The sequence below is a fragment of the Variovorax sp. PAMC26660 genome, from assembly GCF_014302995.1.
Classification (GTDB): domain Bacteria; phylum Pseudomonadota; class Gammaproteobacteria; order Burkholderiales; family Burkholderiaceae_C; genus Variovorax.
The window spans coordinates 5,009,920-5,028,809 of the sequence record NZ_CP060295.1 but is presented as its reverse complement, the minus strand read 5'-3'; the positions used below and the strand labels follow the sequence as shown (position 1 = coordinate 5,028,809).

The following is an 18,890-nucleotide window of genomic DNA, read 5'->3' as shown; positions in this document are numbered from 1 at the left end:
CAAGCCGAGGTGTCATCCATGCGTCAGTTCAATCGGCCTTGATGCTTGCGGCCTTCACGATACGACCGTTGCTCTCGAACTCGCTGGCGATCTCCTTGGCAAAGGCGGCCGGGCTGCCGCCGGTCGGCACGTTGTCGGTGGCCGTGAGCTTGGCGCGCAGCTCGGGGCTGGCCAGCGCCTTGTTGATCTCGGCGTTGTACCGGGCGATCAAAGCGGGCGGCGTGGCAGCGGGCGCGAACACGCCGAACACCGAATTGATGTTCGCCGCCTTGTAGCCCAGCTCGCCCAGCGTGGGCACCTGCGGCAGGCTTTCCAGCCGCGCCGGCGCACCCACGGCCAGCGGGCGCAGCTTGCCCGACTGGATGTGCGACGAGAGCGTCGGGCTCGCATTGGTCGACAAAATCTCGAACTGCCCGCCGATCGCATCGTTGAGCTGCTGGCCGCCGCCCTTGTAGGGCACGTGCGTGATGTCCACACCCGCCGCCGCATGCAACTGCTCCAGCACGATGTGCCCCAGCGACGCCGAGCCCGACGTCGCCCAGCGCACCGCGCCCGGATGCGCCTTGGCTTCGTCGATCAGCGCGCGGAAATCCTTCGCCTTGCTGGCCGGCGTGGCGATCAGCAGCACCGGCGAATACATCACGCTCGCCACCGGTGCCACGTCCTTCAGCGGATCGAAGGGCAGCTTGCCCAGGTGCGGGCTCAGCACCAGCGGGCTGATGGCCGAAAAGCCCAGCGTCGCACCGTCGGGCGCGGCCTTGGCCACGGCGTCCATGCCGATGGCGCCGCTGGCACCCGCACGGTTGTCGACGATCACCGTGGTGCCCATCTGCGCGGCGAGCCGGTCGCCCAATGCACGCGCGACCACGTCGCTGACGCCGCCTGCCGGATACGCGACGATGAGGCGCAAGGTCTTGGGAACGGCAACCTGTTGCGCGTGCGCGCCGGAGGCAGCGCACAGCGCGGCAACGGCCAGGAGTCGGGTCGCCGTGCGGCGCGAATGCTTCGAGGAAGCGAGAAAGTTCATGGTGATGTCTGCGTGAGATGGCCTCAGTCCAGCTGCAGCTTGCGCTCCTTGATCAGCCTGGACCACTTCTCATTGTCCGCCTTGACGAAGGCCGCGAACTCGACCGGGCCAAGCGAATGCACCTCAGCGCCCGCCGCAGCGAACTTCGCCTGAATGGCCGGTTGCGCCAGCGCCTTGGCCAGCTCGCCCGACAACCGATCGACCACCTCCTTCGGCATGCCGGCCGGCCCCACCAGCCCCTGGAAGCCGACCGCCTCCATGCCCGCCAGGCCCTGCTCCTTCACCGTCGGCACATCGGGCAATTGCGGATCGCGCACGGGCCCGGTCACCGCCAGCGCTTTCAGCTTGCCGCCCTTCACCTGCGGCAGCAGCACGCTGCCCGCGTCGATGAGGATCTGCGTCTGCCCGCCGAGCAGGTCCTGCACGGCAGGCGCGCTGCCCTTGTAGGGCACGTGCGTCATGTCGAGCCCCGTCACCTGGTTCATCAGCTCGCCGTTCAGGTGCGTCGATGTGCCATTGCCGCCCGAGGCAAAGTTGACCTTGCCCGGCTGCCCCTTGGCCCACGCGACGAACTCCTTGAGGTTCTTCGCCGGATGGTCCGGCCGCGTCACCGCGATGTAGCTGCCCTGGCTGATCTGGCCGATGTAGGTGAACTGCTTGATCGGGTCGTAAGGCGGCTTGCTCTGCAGATACGGCGCAATGGCGAACGGGCCCGTGTTGGCCAGCAACAGCGTGTAGCCGTCGGCCGGCTGGCGCGTGAGTTCGGTGGCCGCGATCATGCCGCTCGCGCCGGGCTTGTAGTCGACCACCAGTTGCTGCTTGAGCGCCTCCTGCAGCGGCACCTGCACCGTGCGCGCCGCAAAGTCGATGCCGCCGCCCGGCGGGTAGCCGACGATCAGGCGGATGGGTTTGGCGGTGGGAAAGCCTTGCGCCATGGCCGTGGCGCCTGCGGCGAGCAATGCCGCCGCGATCCAGATGTTCTTCTTCATGAACGGAGTCTCCTTATTGTTGGTTTGAACGAATGAAACCGCGCGCCCTCATCCGCGCGGGTGGTGCTGCGCATGCAGCTGCTTGAGGCGCTCGCGCGCCACATGGGTGTAGATGGTGGTGGTCGAAATGTCCGCATGCCCGAGCAGCAGTTGCACCGCGCGCAGGTCCACGCCGTGGTTCAGCAGATGCGTGGCGAAGGCGTGTCGCAGCGTGTGCGGCGACAGCGGCACGTGAATGCCCGCCGCAGCCGCCTGCTTCTTCACGATGACCCAGAACATCACGCGCGTCATGCCTGCGCCGCGCGCGGTCACGAACAGGTCGGGCGTCTGCTGCCCGTCGAGGATGACGGGGCGCGACTCTTCCAGGTAGCGCTCGATCCAGCGCCGCGCCTCGCCGCCGAAGGGCACGAGGCGCTCCTTGTTGCCCTTGCCGAGCACGCGCAGCACGCCGTCGTTGAGGCTCATGTCGATGGCCTTGAGCGCCACCAGCTCGCTCACGCGCAGGCCGCTCGCATACATCAGCTCCAGCATCGCGCGGTCGCGCAGGCCGAGCGGCGATTCGACATCGGGCGCGGCCAAGAGATCGTCAACCTGTTTCTCCGACAGCGTCTTGATGGCGCGCGGCATCTGCCGCGCGGGCGCCAACCGGATGCTCGGGTCGGCCGTGATGCGCCGCTCGCGCAGCGCCCAGCGAAAGTAGCGCTTGAACACGGTGAGCCGGCGGTTGGCCGATGTGGCCTTGCCCTTGCTGGACAGGCGCGCGCCCATGTAGGCCTGCAGGTCGGTCTCTTGCGCGGCGTTGAGTGCGGCACCGCTGCGCTGCGCGTGCAGCCATTGCGCGAACAGCGCCAGGTCGCGCCGGTAGGCGGCCAGCGTGTTCTTCGACAGGCCGTCCTCCAGCCAGAGGGCGTCGATGAAATCGTCGATGTCGGGCGTGGATGGAGTGGGGGGAGCAGCGGCCTCGGTCATGCGTTGCAAGATAACAAAAAGAAAAAGCCGCCCGTGGCGCGGGCGGCTTTTGTCGAAAGAAAACCGATCAGTCGAGCTTCAGGTTCTGCTTTTTCACAACCTGCTTGTAGACCTCGAACTCGGCCTTGATCTGCGCGGCGAACTGCTCGGGCGAGTTGGCCACGATCAGCGAGCCGGTGTCCTCGATGCGCTTGCGCACCGCCGGTTCTTCAACCGCCTTCTTCACGCCGGCGCTGATCTTGTCGACCACTTCCTTCGGCAGGCCCTTGGGGCCGAGGATGCCGTAGTAAGCCATGCGGTTCACCGGCTCGAGGCCGACTTCCTTGAAGGTCGGCACATTAGGCAGCGCGGCCAGGCGCTGCGGCGCCGACACCACGATCGGGATCAGCCGGCCGCTGGTGATGAAGGGCATGGCCGAGGGGATGTTGTCGAACATGATCGGCACTTGGCCGGCCACCACGTCGTTCAGCGCCGGGCCCGCGCCGCGGTACGGGATGTGCGTGACGAAGGTGCCGGTGAGGTTCTTGTACAGCTCCATCAGCAGGTGGCCGATGCCACCGGTGCCCGACGATGCGTACGAGTACTTGCCGGGGTTCTTCTTCAGCTCGGCCACGAACTCGGCGTAGTTCTTCGCCGGAAAGCTCGGGTTGACCGCAATGATGTTCGGCGTGGCCGCGATGTTGATGATCGGCGTGAAGTCGTTGATCGGGTCGTACGGCGTCTTCGGGTTGATGGCCGGGTTGGCCGCCGTGCTCGACACCGTGGCAATGCCGAGCTTGTAGCCGTCGGGCGTGGCGCGCGCGGTTTCGGCCGCGCCCACGATGCCGCCGCCACCGGCGCGGTTGATCACCACCACCGGCTGGCCCAGCACCTTGCCCAGCGGGTCCGAAATCACGCGCGCCACGATGTCCGTCGTGCCACCGGGTGCGAACGGCACGCTCAGCTCGACCGGCTTGTTGGGATAGCCCTGCGCAAAGCTCTGGCCCGCAACCGCGACCAGCGCGGCTGCTCCCACCAGGGTGCTCCATTGACGACGTAGCATCGATAACTCCTTGATTTGACTGATGTCGAAAAAACGAAAGCCCGGATGCTAGCGGCAAGGGAGCCGTTTCCGTGCTCTGGAATACCCACGGTCCGGCCGGTTTATCCTCGAAGCGGTGAACTACGCGCAGCTTCTCTTTCCCGACTTTTCCCTCATCGCCATCGGCTGGCTCCTGTGCCGCTACACCGCGCTCGACCGCCGCGTGTGGGACCAGGTCGAGAGCCTCGTCTACTACTTTCTTTTTCCGGTGCTGCTGTTCCACTCGATCGTGCGCAGCCCGCTCGATTTCGGTGCAACATCGAACCTGCTGACCGCCGGCCTGTGCATCGGCGCCTGCGGCATCGCGTTGGCCTACGCCCTGCCCTTCGTGCCCGGCCTCGGCTCGCACATTAACCGCCGCGACCATGCGGCCAGCGCCCAGGTCGCGTTCCGCTTCAACTCGTTCATCTGCCTGGCGCTGGCCGAGCGGCTGGCGGGGTCCGAAGGCCTGCTGCTCATCGCGGTGCTGATCGGCGTGTGCGTGCCCATCTTCAACATTGCGGCCGTGTGGCCGATGACGCGGCATGCGCAGACCGGCTTCGTGCGCCAGTTGGTGCGCAACCCGCTGATCGTCGCGACCGTGGCGGGGCTGCTGGCCAATGTGCTGGGCTTCACCGTGCCGGGCTGGGCCACGCCGACGCTCACGCGCATCGGCGCCGCGTCGCTGGCGCTCGGGCTGCTGGCCGCGGGCGCGGGCATGAAGTTCTCGACGCTGGGCACGGGCAAGGTGCTGGCGGTGTCGATACTGGCCATTCGGCACCTGATCCTGCCGCTGGTCGCATGGGGGCTGGCCCTGGCATTGCGGCTCGACGCAATGCAGGCCTCGGTGTTGATGGCTTTCTCCGCCGTGCCGACCGCGTCGAGCGCGTACGTGCTGGCGGCACGCATGGGCTACAACGGGCCGTATGTGGCGGGGCTGGTGACGCTGTCGACCTTGCTGGGGGTGTTGAGCCTGCCGTTTGCGCTGGCGTTGCCGAGGTAGGCCGGTAGGTCGGCTCAAGCCCCCTGGTAGAGGCGCAACGCACCCGACGACTCAGTCACCCGCTTCGCCGCAACCAGTGCTTCCACCGCGTCCATGACGCGGCGCTCTGCATCCGCCGGCGTGCGCGACATGCCCAACAGGCGGCACACGGCCCTGGCGGTGTCCGAACGCGCCGGCGTTCCCGCCTCGCGCACGACGTGCAGCACCAGCGCGGCCACCTCCTCCATGCAGACCTCGGTGACGTGCCGCTTGGACCCCTCCGTTGCATCGGCAATGCGGAACGCATCCCAGGCGACCGGTTCAGCGTGGGCCGGCCAATAGAAGGTCTCGTGAGCTTCCGTCGTACGCGGCAACGCGTGCGGCACCAGCGCCTTGAGCCGATCGACGATCCGGGGGCCCGTACGTTCAAGCCCCCAGGCGCGCGCCACGCGCTTGAACAGCGTCGACTCCGGCAACGGTCCCTCCGTGTCGATCACGAACTGAAGCTGCTCGGAGAGCCGTTGCGCCGACACGGCGCCATAGAAAGCGACCGGATCGCCAGCCGCAACGATCGCGGGTGTGTAGATGCGACGACCTGCATCATGTGCACCGACGGTGGATTTGGCGACCGATCCCATCGCCACCGTGGGCTGCGCCTCTGGTTCCGGCTCCAACAGATCGATGCCGGACACGACGACTGGCTCGACTGCATCGTCATCGCCGCCGACCTCCTGCTCGACGAGCGATTGAAGCAACAGCGAGAGCTTCTGGACCTCCGCCTCGATGTTCATCCACCAGTCCGTCGACCAGATGCGGTGAATCCGCCAGCCGAGCCCTTCGAGAACCAGTTGCCGGAGCCGGTCGCGGTCGCGCGCGGTGGCGCCCGAGTGATAGGCCCTGCCATCGCACTCGATGCCGACCAGGTAGCGGCCGGGCGCACGCGGGTCCACCACGGCCATGTCGATGCGATAGCCCGAGCAACCGACCTGGGGATGCACTGTCCAGCCCATGTCGCGCAGGGCCTTGATGACCGCGATCTCGAATGGGCTCTCCGGGTCCATGCCCGTCGGCACGCTCTGTTCGGCCAGCGCTCTCGCGCCGCGAATGGCGAACTCCAGGTAGTGCTTCAGATCGCGTACACCCGCAGCGCGCACCCGTGCCAGATCGATCTGCTCGGGCATCAGCGTGCTGTAAATGACCACGGCTTCTCGCGCACGGGAGATTGCGACGTTCAACCGGCGATGACCACCTTCGCCGTTGAGCGGCCCGAAGTTCATCGTCGTCTTGCCGGCGGCGTCCGGCCCGTAGGTGATCGAGAAAAAGATGACATCGCGTTCATCACCCTGGACGTTCTCCAGATTCTTGACGAACAGCTTCTCACCCGTTTGCGCCGCGATGGCGCGGTCCAGGTCCGGATTGGCACGACGGCGCGCGTCCAGCAAGGTGTCGATGAGCGCCTGCTGGGTCTGGTTGAAGGTGACCACGCCCAAGGTCTGGTTTCGCTTTTTCGGATTCAGAAAATGCGCTTCGATGCCCTCGACGATGGCTTCCGCCTCGGCGCGGTTCGTCCGGCTGCCGCCGCGGTCGTAGACACCCGCAACGCGCTGGAACCGGACGGCCACGTCATCGGTCACCGGCGAAGGGAAGGTGATGAGCGAGTCGTCGTAGTAGCGATGGTTGCTGAAGGTGATGAGGCTTTCGTGACGGCTGCGGTAGTGCCACTTGAGGCTGAGCTTGTTCATGCCCGCGCCAAGGCATTCGTCCAGGATGCTTTCCAGGTCTTCGACGCGCTCGTCGTCACCCGTTGCCTCGTCGCTGTCGGATGACTTGTTGAAGAAGTTGGTGGGCGGCAGTTGCTTGGGGTCGCCGACCACCACGAGCTGCTTGCCGCGCGCAATCACGCCGATCGCGTCCCACACGGGGATCTGGGACGCTTCGTCGAAGATGACCAGATCGAACTGGGAGAACCCTGCGTCCAGATACTGCGACACCGACAGAGGCGACATCAGCAGGCACGGCTTCAGCTTGGGCAGCAGCGTGGGCATGGCCTGCACGAGCTGGCGCACGGGCATGTGCGCGCGCTGCTTCTGGCGCTCGCGCAGAAGGCGCCCCATTTCCGGACTGGCCTTCGCCTCGACGCCCGCGGCGGACGGGATTTTTCCGGCCAGGGTCGCGGCGAGATAACGCTCCGTGAGCTTCTGGAAATTGGCATCCGCGACCCTGAACTCGCCGATCTTGCGTTCGTGATCGGCACTGGCAAAGTTGCGAAGAATCGGGTCGACGTCGATGGCCTTCTTGGCCCACCAGTTTCGATAGCTGAATTCGAAGTGCTGCGCCACATCACCCAGCCCGACAAGGCCGCGCTCCAGGTCGGACACCAAGCCCTGCAACCCTAGTGCGATAGCTTGCTCGCGCGCATTGCGCCACAGGCACCACGCCTGCAAACGCTGCCTGGCCGATTGCCAGCCGGCCACGACGCCCTGGATGCGTTCGAGCGCGCCGTCCGCTTGACTCGGGCCAGCGACAGGAGCCACCGGCTTCGCGGTGTCGTTCAGCGTGTCGAGTTTCTGGCGCATGTCGCGCAGCGCGCTTCGGAAATCGAGAAGGGCTTGCCCGACCTTCGCATCGGGCTCCAGCGCCGCGCGGTTTTCAGCGACGAGCGGCGACAGAGCGCTTCTCAGAGCCTGCGCGCGTTGTTCATCCCCGGCTGCGACCCGCGACACCGCCTGTGCGAACTGCCCGGCCCATTCCTCATGGGATGCCAACGACTGCCAATCCGTATGGATGCCGTCGTAGGCGCCTTCGAGCAGCGCCTGCGCATCCGCATGCATCGACTGCAGCACCAGGTCCTCTTCGTTCAATTCGACCAGTGGCTGCAGCATCGCATCGACCTGTGCGGTCTGGGGTCGCTTCATGTCTTCACGGAAAGCGGCCAGTTTCGCGGTGACTGCACGCTTGCCCAGCAGCGCTTTCAGCCACCAAGAGGCCTTCGCGGCAGACCAACTCGCGAGCAGCTCGGCACCGTTGAGCTTGGCAAGTTGTGGCGTCCAACCGGAACCGACGCTCGCCCAATGCTTGGCGCGGGCCGCGCCGTGCTTCACCAGCGCCTGGACACGCGCACGCGCCGATGGGTCGTGTGCTTGCCGGGCAAGGCTCGCAGGAACCTTGGGGGCCGCGAGCAAGGTGTCGGCCAGCGCATCCAGATTGGCATAGCCATCCATGCTCAAGCCTGTGAGCCCCTGGCCCAGGACCGGTTCCAGCGCCTGCGCCCTGGCATGCAGCACCGTGGTCACGCGGGCCAGCTCCTGACAGGCGGCCAGCAGATCGTCGCCCCAGGTCGGACGCCATTGCGTCATGCCGATGAGACTGAGCGGATGCCCGTTCAGTCCGCCGATGGAACCCGCCAGCGCGGCCATGCTGCGTGAGCTTTCCCGCAGCTTGTCGAGTTGGTCGCGCTGGTGCGTCAGTGCATCGGCCCAGGGCATCGCCGAAGGCTCCTTGCCCGCATGGCCCAGGCAGGCGCCGATCGCGTCGAACACCGTCAGGCCGTTGGGGTAGCTCCGGTGCAGGGCATCGACGAGGCCATTGAGGTCCTGGCGCAGTTGCGCAAGACGCTCCGCCTCCCGGGACCAGTCGTCGGTCGTGCGCTGGCCGGCCATGTCCAGCGCGCTTCCCAGTTGCTGCAGCACCTCGGCCTTTTTCGACTTCGAGGAATGCAGTTCCAGGCAGAACGGCCCCAGCCCGATGGCGGTGAGCCGCCGGTGAACGACCGACAGCGCGGCCATCTTCTCGGACACGAAGAGAACGGTTTTCCCCTTCCCGAGGCTGTGGGCAATGATGTTCGCAATGGTCTGGCTCTTGCCCGTGCCGGGTGGCCCCTCCAGCACGAGGTCGCGTCCGGTATCGACCGCGCAGATGGCCTTCAACTGGGAGGAGTCCGAGAGCAACGGCGCCAGGATGTCCTGCGGCTTGTAGCTCTGGTCCAGCCGCTCGAATTCACCTGCTTCCCCGTCGCGCACGAACGGCTGGCCCGGGTTGTCGATGAGGTGCCGCACCACGCGATTGGCCCTGAGCTGGTCCGTGCGATCCTGCAGGTCCTTCCACATCAGGTACTTGGTGAAGGAAAAAAGGCCCAGGTGCGCTTCCTCGCGGACCTCCCACTTCCTGATTTCGGCCACGGCCAGGCGAAAAGCCTGCAGCACGCGGTTCACGTCGATGCCCTTCTCGTCGACGGGCAGGGTGTCGAGCCCCGGAATCCGCAACTCGAAGTTCGCCTTGAGGAACTGAAGGAGCGTCGGATTGACGATGGCTTCGTCGTCGTGCCGGGTCAGCCTGAAACCCGAGCGCACGGACTGGCGCTGCAAGGTGACGGGCACCAGCAGGATGGGCGCGACGTTCTTGCGCTCGGACTTCTCGTCCTCGGTCCATTGCAGCAGGCCGAGGGCCAGGTAGAGGGTGTTGGCGCCGCCTTCCTCCAGGCCCGTTCGCGCCGCCGTATGGATGGCCAGGAGGCGACCGTCCAGTTCTTCCTGGGCAACCTTCGCCAGCAGGTCGCGATTCGACAGTGCCTCGAGCGCCATGTCGTCCAACGGCGTGCGACCGTTGCGGTCGGCATGCACTTGCGCCATGCGCGGGTCTGCGCCTTCCATGATCGACGGCAGCGCCCGGACCTTGAAGTCCTTGCCTTCGGACAAGACGTCTTCCAGCCGCGCAAGGTCGGGGGCAACGAATTGCAGCGTCGTCTTCGTCGCCTTGAAATTCAGGAGCTTGTTGCGAAGCGTCAGGTCCAGCAGCCGCGACTTCCACTTCGACAGGCGACCTTCGGGCGTGTCGGCGTAGCTCAGGTCCAGGGGCACCAATGCGCCGACATCCAGGTCGGGCATGTGAGGCATCGACTCGATGCCGGCAGGCTGCTCTTCCATCGGCTCACCGTCCGGCCGCTTTGGCGATGCGGCCTTCGAGGGCAGCGGCCGGATCTGGACTTCGCGGGCACGATGAATGTCCACCGCGTAGCGAAACGCCTCCTCTTCGAGCAGGAGCGCATTGCCTTGTTCCATCGCGATGCGAAGCGTCGGACGATGGCTGGCGTGCAGCGCCACGCCCGTGGTCTCGAACACAAGCAATTCGCCGCTGTCGACCCGCTTGCGTATGGCTTGCACGTCGTCGGTCAGAGGGTCCGGAAAACTCGCCGGATGAAGCCAGACACCCACCCAGGCGTGCCCTTCCTTGAAGAGGACCACAGCACGCAATCCGGCCTGCTCGAAGCAGGAGGCAAAGAGCATCGCCAGGTCGAGGCATGTCGCCACGCTCGTGTCGAGGATGCGGTCGGGCGTGCGGATTTTCTGGCCGTCGGTGCCGAACGATGCGGGCGGCTCCGCGTAGTGCAAGCCCGCGGCGCTGATGGTGCTGTAGATGGCGGATATCTGCTTCCAGACGACGTCGCGGCTTTTTGACTGGTAGCCGTCCATCGAGAGTTCATGGTGGGCAGCCCTGAGAAGACTCGCGGCCTTGCCGACCAGCACGTCGACGGCCGGGTTGTTCGGCATGCAGAACGCCGCCAGGAGTTCGGGAAGGGCGCGCGTGCCGGCCCATTGGTCATAGGCAAGCACCTGCACCGCGCGATCTGCACGCGCAACTTCCTGGTTGCCTACATGCGCGGTGATCGTGATCGATGCCGTCAGAGCCTCCTGGAGTTCAGCCAGGTAGCTGTGGTCCGGCCGCAGATCGAGCGGAGAAATGCGCCGTGATTCGCCGGGCCCCAGACGGTCGAAGCGCAGCTTGACGCCTTCGGCGAAGCGGGGATTGCACGCCACCAGAACCTCGAAGTTTTCCAGCGCATCGGCGCCGGTGTTCGTCAGGCGCAGCGAGCGGATAACCGGCACGGCGTTCTGGATGGAGGCGTAGCCGAGCGTCGCATCGGCCTCGACCTCGATGCGCATGCGCTGGAGGGACATGGCGGGTTCCGGCGTCGCCGCCACGTCCATCTCCGAAGACTCGGCGCTGTCCTGCGCATTCATAGGCGGCTCCCTCGTTGTTGTTGAAGCAAGGCAATTTTTCAGAAACGCTGCAGCATCGCCGGCACAGCCGACGCCAACATGGCCACGCCCGAAGCGGTCAGCAGGCCCAGCACCAGCTTGCGAAACGCCGCCTCGCTGATGCCCACATAAAGCCGTGCGCCGAGCAGCACCGGCACCGCGACGGCCAGCGCCACCACCGCCAGCAGCGGCACGGTCGAGGCCCCGATGCTGCCACTCGCGAGATGGATCGCGAACGCGACCATCAGCATCGACAGGTTGAAGTTCTGGATCACCGCGCGCTGCGTGTCGCGCTGAAAGCCGCGCAGCGTGCACCAGAGCGTGGGAATGGTGCCCGAGAAACCGCCGATGCCGGCCATCGCACCGCCGATGGCACCAGCCACACCGTCCGCCGCGCGCCCACCGAAGGTGATCTTCGGCAGGTGCTGCGACATCAGCATGGCCGGGCACCACAGCACCAGCAGCACACCGAGGCACAGCTTGAAGACCACGAGATCGAGGTGCGGCAACAGCCACACACCGAAGGGCACGCCCACGAGCCCGCCAAGCACGAAGGGCCAGAGAAGACTCTTGTCGAAGGCACGGCGCACGGTGATGGCGGCAATCACCTGCCCGGTGAGCGCGCCGAACAGCGCCAGCAACGCGGCCAGTTGGGGCTCCAGCGTCCAGGCCCAAACCGACATGGCGACCAACCCGAATGCAAAGCCCGACAGGCCTTGCACAAAACCCGCCAGCACGGCGCCAGCGATCACAGACACATACAAGGCTTGCATGCGGCCGATGATATCGGCCGCACCCGCTTCAGACGCCCGCTCAGGCCGAGGCCGGCACCAGCGCCGTGCGACGCACGCGGCGCACGTTGAAGGCGCTGGCGATCAGCACGCCCTGCACCAGCGCCAGGCCGACGATCACGCTCGTGTACTGGCCCGCATCCATCAGGCGGCCGAACACCAGCGGTGCCAGGGCCTGCCCGATGTCGAGCCCTGCATACACCACGCCGTACACGCGGCCGGTGGCATTGGGCGGTGTCGATTTCTTGACCAGCAGATCGCGCGACGGCCCGGCGATGCCCGAGACAAAACCCATCGCGCCGAACAGCACCGGCACCATGAACGGCGGGAACTCGGCGAAGGCCAGGATCAGCGCCAGCATGGCCGCGATGCCGAAGCCCGCGCCCACGATGCGCTCGCAGCGCGACGGGTCCGACGCCAAGAAGCCGCCCACGACCATGCCCACGGCGCTCGCCACCATGTAGACCGTGAGGCACACCGCCACCAGCGCCACCGGCACTGCGTGCAGATGGCCCGCAGCCGCCGGCGCGAAGGTCTGCACCACGCTGATCACCGCGGCATAGAAGAAGAAGAAACCGAAGCACATCCACACAGCCGGGATGCGCAGAAAGTCGAACTCGCCACCGGCCGGCGCGTGCTCGCCCTGCCCCGTGGCCTTGTGCACGGCGGCTGCATCGAGCGACAGCACGCTGCGGTACACCCACAGGATCAGCAGCACCACGACGGCCACCGCGCCCGCCGAGGCCAGCGCCACGCGCCACGAAAAGGCAATGGCAATCGGCACCACGAAGGCCGGCGCCAGCGCCCAGCCCAGGCTGCCGGTGATGCCGTGCACGCTGTAGGCATGGCCCAGCCGGGTCGGCGCGACCTTGCGGTTGAACAGCGTGTAGTCGACCGGGTGGAACACGCCGTTGCCGATGCCGCCGACCACCGCGCACAGCAGCAGCATCCAGTAGCTTTGCGCCATCGCGTAGCCGAAGGCGGCCAACCCCAGCGCCCCCAGCCCGACGAACAGCACCGGGCGCGGGCCCAGCTTGTCGACGATGAAGCCCGAGGCCGCCTGCACGATGCACGACACGACGAAGAACACGGTGAGCACCGCACCCAGCTCGGTGTAGCTCACGTTGAACGCGTCCTTGAGCCACGGAAACAGCGGCGCCAGGATGAGCTGGCTGAAATGGCTGACCGCGTGGGCCAGGCCGACCAGCCCGATCAGCTTGGCGTCGGTGCGCAAGGTGGTGGGGGGAACAGCGGTCGAGGAAGTGGAGGACATGGATTGCTACAAAAAACCGGAGCGGGCTCCGATGCTATGCGGCGCCGACGCGGCAGAATGGCGATACAGCGACAACATTTGTCGAAACTATGCCAAGCGCCGCCTTCCCCTACTCCGAGAACGCCGCACCCGCCAAGCCGCGTGGGGCGGCGAGTGCGCCCGCGAACAGCGTCGGCCCGCTCACGCCGCACCTGTACGCGCCCGACGCGGTGCGGCCATTGCGCGCCAAAGAGCACTTTCTGAGCGCCGACACGCTGGTCGAGCTGCACGAGCATCCGTGGCCCCAGCTCACCTTCTCGACGCGTGGCGTGATCCGGCTCAGCACGCAGGACGGCAGCTACATCGTGCCGCCCTCGCGTGCGCTCTGGGTGCCGGCCAACATGCCGCACAGCATCACGCTGATCGAAGACGCGGAACTGCGCACCGTGTACCTGCACGCATGGCTCGCGCCCACCTGGGAAAAATGCGAGGTGCTGGAGATCAGCCCGCTGCTGCGCGCGCTGATGCTGGCGCTGGACACCACGCCCGACGGCCTGCCGCCCGCCGATCCGCAGGCACCGCAGCGCGAACGCATGATCGCTCCGCTGCTGGTCGACGAGGTGGAGCGCGCCACGCAAATCCGCATCGACGTGCCCCTGCCCACCGACAAGCGCCTGCGCCAGTTGTGCGAGACGCTGCTGCGCAACCCGGCCGACCGCGCCACGCTGGCCGAGCGCGCCGCCACCATCGGCGCCAGCGAGCGCACGGTGGCGCGGCTGTTCCGCGACCAGCTCGGCATGAGCTGGCAGCAATGGCGCCAGCAGGCCGTGATGGCGCACGCGCTGCCGTTGCTGGCGCGCGGCATGGCGGTCAGCCAGGTGGCGGCCGCCAGCGGCTATGCCACCGACAGCGCCTTCTGCGCGATGTTCAAGGCGGCCACCGGCCGCTCGCCGACTTCGTTCCAACACCGAAAGCGCCCCGCCGCCACGTGAGGTCGCCAGGGCTGCCGTTCACGGCGGCTCTGGCAAGATCGGCGACCGACGACACCATGCACCCACCGATCCCCCTGCAGATGGCGCCTCCCTCCGGGCCGCGAACGTGGACCGCCGACATCGGCCTGCGCATCCGCCGCCATTTCCTGCTGAAGGCGGTGGGCACCACGGTCTTCACGTGGCTGTTCTTCATCGGTTACTTCCACCTGCTGCGCAACCCGGCCTTTCCGGTCACGGTGATGCCGCTGACAGCGCTGGACCACCTGATTCCGTTCCAGCCCTACACGCTGGGCGCCTACCTCTCGCTCTGGGTGTACGTCGGCATCGCGCCGGGGCTGCTGCTCAGCTTTCGCGAGCTGGTTGTCTACGGGCTGTGGATCGGCGCGCTGTGCCTCAGCGGCCTGAGCCTCTTTTACTTCTGGCCGACCCAGATACCCCCTTTGTCCATCGATGTCTCGGGCTTCCCCGGTTTCGCGATGCTGCAAGGGGTGGACGCGGCGGGCAATGCCTGCCCATCGATGCATGTGGCCGTGGCGATCTTCACCGCCATCCGCCTCGGGCAGGTGCTGCGCGAAGCCCGCACGCCGGCCCTGCTGCGGGTGCTGAACTGGGCCTGGTTTGCCGCCATCGCCTACTCGACGCTGGCGGTCAAGCAGCATGTGGTGCTGGACGTGCTGGCCGGCGCCCTGCTCGGTATGGCGTTCGCAATACCCTCGCTGCGCTGGCGGCCCCACAGGCGTTTTCGAGGGGATGCCCCTGCCGTTTGAGCGGATATCATCGGTCATCACTGACCACAGGCCGAAGAGGAAGGGATCGATCCATGGCATACCCGACATGGGTGGCAATCGACCGGCGGCAGCACATGACGACAGGCATCGCACGATGAGTTCGCTGAAGGAATTGCAGGACCTGATCCACGAGAAATACGGCATCGAACCGTCGAAGCTCGATCCCCACGCATCGATGCGCGAAACCGGCGGGCTCGATTCGCTGGCCCTTGCCGAATTCCTCTTTGCCATCGAAGACCATTTCGGCATCACCATGCCCGACGAGGACGCGAACATCGACACCCTGGCCGACCTCTCGGCGCTGGTCGACAAGGTCGTTGCCGCGAAGGCGGCGCAGAAAGCCGCGTGAACCACGAAGTCGCCGTCACCGGGCTGGGCGTCATGGCGCCGCACGGCGACGAGCCCGGCGCGTTGTTCCAGTCCTTGCTGCAAGGCCGCTCGGCCATCCAGCCCGTCTTTCCCGAACTGCCCAAGCCAGCGGCCGCAGCCACGGTCGCATTCGATGAAACGCGCTGGTTCACCAAGCTGCAGCTCGCGGGCGTCGACCGCGTCAGCCAGCTCGCGGTGGCCGCCGCCGACCTGGCGATGCGCGACGCGGGCATTCAGACAGGTGACGCCGACCCCGAGCGCATCGGCGTGTTCGCCGGCTGCGGCATGGGCGGTGCCGCCGCGCTCGAAGCGGCCTATCGCGGCAACGGCCGCGTGTCGCCGCTCACCATTCCCGCCTTCATGCCGAACGCGCCCGCCGCCCATGTGGCGATGCGCCAGGGCGTGCAGGGCCCGGTGCTCACCTATTCCGTCGCCTGCGCCTCGTCGTCGGCGGCCATTGCCGAAGCGGCCAAGGCGATACAACGCGGCGAAATCGACATCGCCATCGCCGGTGGCAGCGAAGCGCTGATCGTGCCGGGCGTGGTACTGGCCTGGCAGGCGATGCAGACGCTGGCCACCTTCCCGCCGGGCGAGGCGGCCAGTGCGGTGCGCCCCTTCGCCACCGACCGCAGCGGTTTCGTGCTGGGCGAAGGCGCGGCCTTCCTGGTGCTCGAATCCGTCGAACGCGCACGCCGCCGCGGCGCCCGCAGCTACGCCACGCTGGCCGGCTGGGGCCTGAGCAGCGACGCCACCCATCTGACCAAGCCCGACGCCCCGGGACAGGCCCGCGCCTTGCGCACCGCCCTGCGCCAGGCCGGCCTGCAGCCGCGCGACGTGGGTTATTGCAATGCGCACGGCACGGCCACGCGCATCGGCGACGTGGTCGAGCGCAATGCGCTCGCGGATGTGTGGGGCAACGACCTCGACCTGCTGCGCGTCAGTTCGACCAAGGCGCTGCACGGCCACATGCTGGGTGCGGCGGGCGCGCTCGAAGCGCTCATCACTGTGCTCGCGCTGCACAACCGGCAACTGCCGCCCAATGCGAACTGCAGCGAGATCGATCCGGCCTGCAGCCTTCACCTGGTGACGCCGAACGACACGGCCGCGCCGGCGCTCGAAGCCGCCATCAGCAACTCCTTCGCCTTCGGCGGCACGAACTCGGTGCTGCTCTTTCGCCGCGCCTGACGCGCAGGCTACGCGGGCCTGGCCTGCGGCGCCACCGCGCAGAGCCACGTCACGAAAGCGCTGACCAGCGCGTCGTCCGTCCTGCTCGGCGCCACGAAGACGCTGTAGCCCCGGCTCGACGGCGCCCGGTGCGGGCAGGCCAGCACCAACTCTCCCGAACGCAGCTCGCGCTCGACGAAATACTCGGGCACCAGCCCCACGCCCAGGTCTGCGCGCACGGCGGCGACCAATGACGAGAACAGATCGAAGCGATGCCCCGCCACCAGGTTCTCGGGCGGGCGCGCATGCGCCACCTGACCGAACCATTCCTCCCATGCGCCCATCCGCGTGCGAAGCTGAAGCAGCGGCGCGGCGCTGAAATCGCCCAGCGCCATCGCGGCCCGGCCCTTCGCATGCGGAGAGCACACCGCCACGCAGAACTCGCCCATCAAGGGCCGCGCATTGGCACCGGGCCACACCGCATCGTCGTACTGCACGCCCACGTCGAAGGACATGTCTTCCATGTAGAGGTGCGTCGGAAACACCTGCAGATGCAGGCTGCAGCCCGGATGCAGCGCCATGAACTGCGGCAGCAGCGGCATCAGCCAGCCCTCGGCCACCACGGGCACCGCGCCCACCAGCAGGCGCAGGCCATCGGTGCGCTGGGCCATCGCTTCGAGCGTGTGGTTCTGCAGCCGCAGCAGGTCGCCGGACACCTGGCCGTGGTAGCGCCGCCCGGCCTCGGTAAGTTCGGTGCCGCGCGCCGTGCGCTGCACCAGCCGCACGCCGATCTGCGATTCGAGCAGCCGCAGTTGCTGGCTCACCGCGCTGTGCGTGAGGCACAGCTCTTCCGCGGCCTTGCCGACGCCGTGGTGACGCGCCACCGCATCGAAGATCAGCAACGCGCGGGTGCTTGGAATGTGGCGACGCATGCCGGCCATGGGGTGCTCGCTCGTTAGAAAAACTGACAACGCCGAAGATTAAACCAGAGCAGGCACTTATCACAGCCGCAAGAATCGCTGACGACGCCGCGCCAGCGGCGCCTGCCTGCCCTCGTTCTTTTTTCCTTCAAGGACATCACCGCACCATGCCCCGCTCCGTGTCTTTCCGCCTCGCTCCGCTCGTCCTCGCCCTGGCGTCCGTCGCCGGTGTCGCCCACGCCCAGAACGCCGCCGTCGCGGCCACGCCTGCGCAGGTGCGGCCCGAAATCGACAAGGCCTACACGCAACTGATGGCCTCGCCCGCCATCCAGAAGCTGCTCGAATCCGTCAAGGACGACCATGCGCGCTCGGTCGAAGACCTGAAGATGCTCACCGAGATCGAGGCACCGCCGTTCAAGGAACAAAAGCGCGCTGAAGCCTTTCTCGCACGCATGAAGGCGCTGGGTCTTGCCGACGCGAAGATCGATGCCGAAGGCAATGTGGTTGGTCTGCGCAAGGGCACGGGCAACGGGCCCAAGCTGCTGATCTCGGCCCACCTCGACACCGTGTTCCCTGCGGGCACCGACGTGAAGGTCAAGGAGCGCGACGGCAAGCTCTACGCGCCCGGCATCTCGGACGACACGCGCGGGCTGTCGGTGCTGCTCTCGTGGATCAAGGTGCTCAACGACAACAAGATCCAGACCGTGGGCGACCTGCTGATCGTGGGCAATGTGGGCGAAGAAGAACTGGGCAACCTGCGCGGCATCAAGGCGGTCTTTCGGGACAACCTCGACATCGACGGCATGGTCGGGCTGGAGCCTGCGCCCGAAGGCACGGTGCTGATGCTGGGCACGGGCAGCCACCGCTACGAGGTGAACTTCAAAGGCCCGGGCGGCCACAGCTTCGGCGCCTTCGGCCAGGTGCCGAGCGCCATCCACGGCATGGGCCGCGCCATCGCGAAGATCGCGGAGATCCGCACGCCGAGCTTCCCGAAGACCACGTTCACTGTCGGCACGGTGGGCGGAGGCACTTCGGTCAACACCATCGCGCCCGATGCGCGCATGGCCGTGGACATCCGCTCGGACGAAATGGCACCGCTGCTGGAAACCGAGAAGAAGATCCTCGCGGCCATCGACGAAGCCGTGGTCGAGGAAAACAAGCGCTGGAACGTGAACACGCTGAGCGTGAGCACCCGGCTGATCGGCGACCGTCCGGGCGGCCGCACGCAGTCCGACACGGTGATCGTCGAGGCGGCCACGCGCTCGAACGCGGCCTTCGGCCACAAGACGCTGCTGACGGGCGCGAGCACCGACGCCAACGTGCCGATGGCGCTGGGCATCCCGGCCATCATCATCGGCGGCGGCGGCAAGACCGGTGGCTTCCATGCGCTGAGCGAGTGGATCGACGTGACCGACGGCTGGAAGGGCGCGCAGAACTCGCTGGTGACGGTGCTGGGCCTGGTCGGCGTGCAAGGTACGAGCACGCCCCTGCTGGAAAAGCGCCCGCCTCGCACGAAGTAAGCGGGTACGACCGCAGGCGTGGGCCGGGGACT

General features: G+C 67.0%; 14 protein-coding genes. 6 read left to right on the top strand and 8 right to left on the bottom strand.

Annotated elements, in window-relative coordinates; all coding sequences use genetic code 11:
- Positions 1-28 precede the first annotated feature (28 nt).
- From H7F35_RS23715 to H7F35_RS23700, 4 genes are all read right to left on the bottom strand, one after another.
- Positions 29-1,027, bottom strand: a complete 999-nt coding sequence (locus H7F35_RS23715; protein WP_187109007.1) for a Bug family tripartite tricarboxylate transporter substrate binding protein — start codon at positions 1,025-1,027, stop codon at positions 29-31.
- A 23-nt stretch (positions 1,028-1,050) separates the two neighbouring features.
- The gene (locus tag H7F35_RS23710) at positions 1,051-2,016 is read right to left on the bottom strand and encodes a Bug family tripartite tricarboxylate transporter substrate binding protein (protein WP_187109006.1); all 966 of its coding nucleotides are present in this window, start codon (positions 2,014-2,016) and stop codon (positions 1,051-1,053) included.
- Positions 2,017-2,064: 48 nt separating this feature from the next.
- Positions 2,065-2,985, bottom strand: a complete 921-nt coding sequence (gene xerD / locus H7F35_RS23705; protein ID WP_187109005.1) for a site-specific tyrosine recombinase XerD — start codon at positions 2,983-2,985, stop codon at positions 2,065-2,067.
- Positions 2,986-3,052: 67 nt separating this feature from the next.
- Positions 3,053-4,027 (bottom strand): tripartite tricarboxylate transporter substrate binding protein BugE, encoded by a 975-nt coding sequence (locus H7F35_RS23700; RefSeq protein ID WP_187109004.1) that lies wholly within the window; start codon positions 4,025-4,027, stop codon positions 3,053-3,055.
- Positions 4,028-4,130: 103 nt separating this feature from the next.
- On the opposite strand from H7F35_RS23700, the gene H7F35_RS23695 reads away from it, so the two are divergent.
- A complete protein-coding gene (locus tag H7F35_RS23695) occupies positions 4,131-5,048 on the top strand; it encodes an AEC family transporter (protein WP_187114390.1) in 918 nt (305 codons plus the stop codon).
- Positions 5,049-5,062: 14 nt separating this feature from the next.
- Here H7F35_RS23695 and H7F35_RS23690 read toward each other — a convergent pair whose 3' ends face one another.
- Genes H7F35_RS23690 through H7F35_RS23680 form a run of 3 tightly spaced genes read right to left on the bottom strand, consistent with a single transcriptional unit; the run spans position 5,063 to position 13,126 of the window.
- Positions 5,063-11,044, bottom strand: a complete 5,982-nt coding sequence (locus H7F35_RS23690) for a DUF3320 domain-containing protein (RefSeq protein WP_187109003.1) — start codon at positions 11,042-11,044, stop codon at positions 5,063-5,065.
- Positions 11,045-11,082: 38 nt separating this feature from the next.
- Positions 11,083-11,835: a sulfite exporter TauE/SafE family protein gene (locus H7F35_RS23685; protein ID WP_187109002.1), complete on the bottom strand. Its 753-nt coding sequence runs from the start codon at positions 11,833-11,835 to the stop codon at positions 11,083-11,085.
- 40 nt (positions 11,836-11,875) lie between these two features.
- Positions 11,876-13,126 (bottom strand): MFS transporter, encoded by a 1,251-nt coding sequence (locus H7F35_RS23680; protein ID WP_187109001.1) that lies wholly within the window; start codon positions 13,124-13,126, stop codon positions 11,876-11,878.
- A gap of 89 nt (positions 13,127-13,215) precedes the next feature.
- On the opposite strand from H7F35_RS23680, the gene H7F35_RS23675 reads away from it, so the two are divergent.
- From H7F35_RS23675 to H7F35_RS23660, 4 genes are all read left to right on the top strand, one after another.
- Entirely contained in the window at positions 13,216-14,097 is an 882-nt protein-coding gene (locus tag H7F35_RS23675; protein WP_187109000.1) for an AraC family transcriptional regulator, read from the top strand.
- 56 nt (positions 14,098-14,153) lie between these two features.
- Positions 14,154-14,864, top strand: coding sequence for a phosphatase PAP2 family protein (locus tag H7F35_RS23670; protein ID WP_261803328.1), 711 nt, complete (start codon positions 14,154-14,156; stop codon positions 14,862-14,864).
- A 115-nt stretch (positions 14,865-14,979) separates the two neighbouring features.
- Positions 14,980-15,234: an acyl carrier protein gene (locus tag H7F35_RS23665; RefSeq protein ID WP_187108999.1), complete on the top strand. Its 255-nt coding sequence runs from the start codon at positions 14,980-14,982 to the stop codon at positions 15,232-15,234.
- On the top strand, positions 15,231-16,439 hold the full coding sequence (locus H7F35_RS23660) for a beta-ketoacyl-[acyl-carrier-protein] synthase family protein (RefSeq protein ID WP_187108998.1): 1,209 nt from the start codon (positions 15,231-15,233) through the stop codon (positions 16,437-16,439). Before H7F35_RS23665 ends, H7F35_RS23660 begins: the two co-directional genes overlap by 4 nt.
- 8 nt (positions 16,440-16,447) lie before the next feature.
- Here the strand turns inward: H7F35_RS23660 and H7F35_RS23655 are convergent, their stop codons facing one another.
- A complete protein-coding gene (locus tag H7F35_RS23655) occupies positions 16,448-17,359 on the bottom strand; it encodes a LysR family transcriptional regulator (protein WP_410010725.1) in 912 nt (303 codons plus the stop codon).
- A 146-nt stretch (positions 17,360-17,505) separates the two neighbouring features.
- Between H7F35_RS23655 and H7F35_RS23650 the strand changes: the two genes are divergently transcribed.
- Positions 17,506-18,858: a M20/M25/M40 family metallo-hydrolase gene (locus H7F35_RS23650; protein ID WP_187108997.1), complete on the top strand. Its 1,353-nt coding sequence runs from the start codon at positions 17,506-17,508 to the stop codon at positions 18,856-18,858.
- The last annotated feature ends 32 nt before the right edge of the window (positions 18,859-18,890 follow it).

Excerpts from the sequence above, each read along its gene's own strand:
- H7F35_RS23715 (WP_187109007.1), bottom strand. The coding sequence starts at position 1,027 with ATGAACTTTCTCGCTTCCTCGAAGCATTCGCGCCGCACGGCGACCCGA.
- H7F35_RS23710 (WP_187109006.1), bottom strand. The coding sequence starts at position 2,016 with ATGAAGAAGAACATCTGGATCGCGGCGGCATTGCTCGCCGCAGGCGCC.
- xerD (WP_187109005.1), bottom strand. The coding sequence starts at position 2,985 with ATGACCGAGGCCGCTGCTCCCCCCACTCCATCCACGCCCGACATCGAC.
- H7F35_RS23700 (WP_187109004.1), bottom strand. The coding sequence starts at position 4,027 with ATGCTACGTCGTCAATGGAGCACCCTGGTGGGAGCAGCCGCGCTGGTC.
- H7F35_RS23690 (WP_187109003.1), bottom strand. The coding sequence starts at position 11,044 with ATGAATGCGCAGGACAGCGCCGAGTCTTCGGAGATGGACGTGGCGGCG.
- H7F35_RS23685 (WP_187109002.1), bottom strand. The coding sequence starts at position 11,835 with ATGCAAGCCTTGTATGTGTCTGTGATCGCTGGCGCCGTGCTGGCGGGT.
- H7F35_RS23680 (WP_187109001.1), bottom strand. The coding sequence starts at position 13,126 with ATGTCCTCCACTTCCTCGACCGCTGTTCCCCCCACCACCTTGCGCACC.
- H7F35_RS23675 (WP_187109000.1), top strand. The coding sequence starts at position 13,216 with ATGCCAAGCGCCGCCTTCCCCTACTCCGAGAACGCCGCACCCGCCAAG.
- H7F35_RS23670 (WP_261803328.1), top strand. The coding sequence starts at position 14,154 with ATGCACCCACCGATCCCCCTGCAGATGGCGCCTCCCTCCGGGCCGCGA.
- H7F35_RS23665 (WP_187108999.1), top strand. The coding sequence starts at position 14,980 with ATGAGTTCGCTGAAGGAATTGCAGGACCTGATCCACGAGAAATACGGC.
- H7F35_RS23655 (WP_410010725.1), bottom strand. The coding sequence starts at position 17,359 with ATGGCCGGCATGCGTCGCCACATTCCAAGCACCCGCGCGTTGCTGATC.
- H7F35_RS23650 (WP_187108997.1), top strand. The coding sequence starts at position 17,506 with ATGCCCCGCTCCGTGTCTTTCCGCCTCGCTCCGCTCGTCCTCGCCCTG.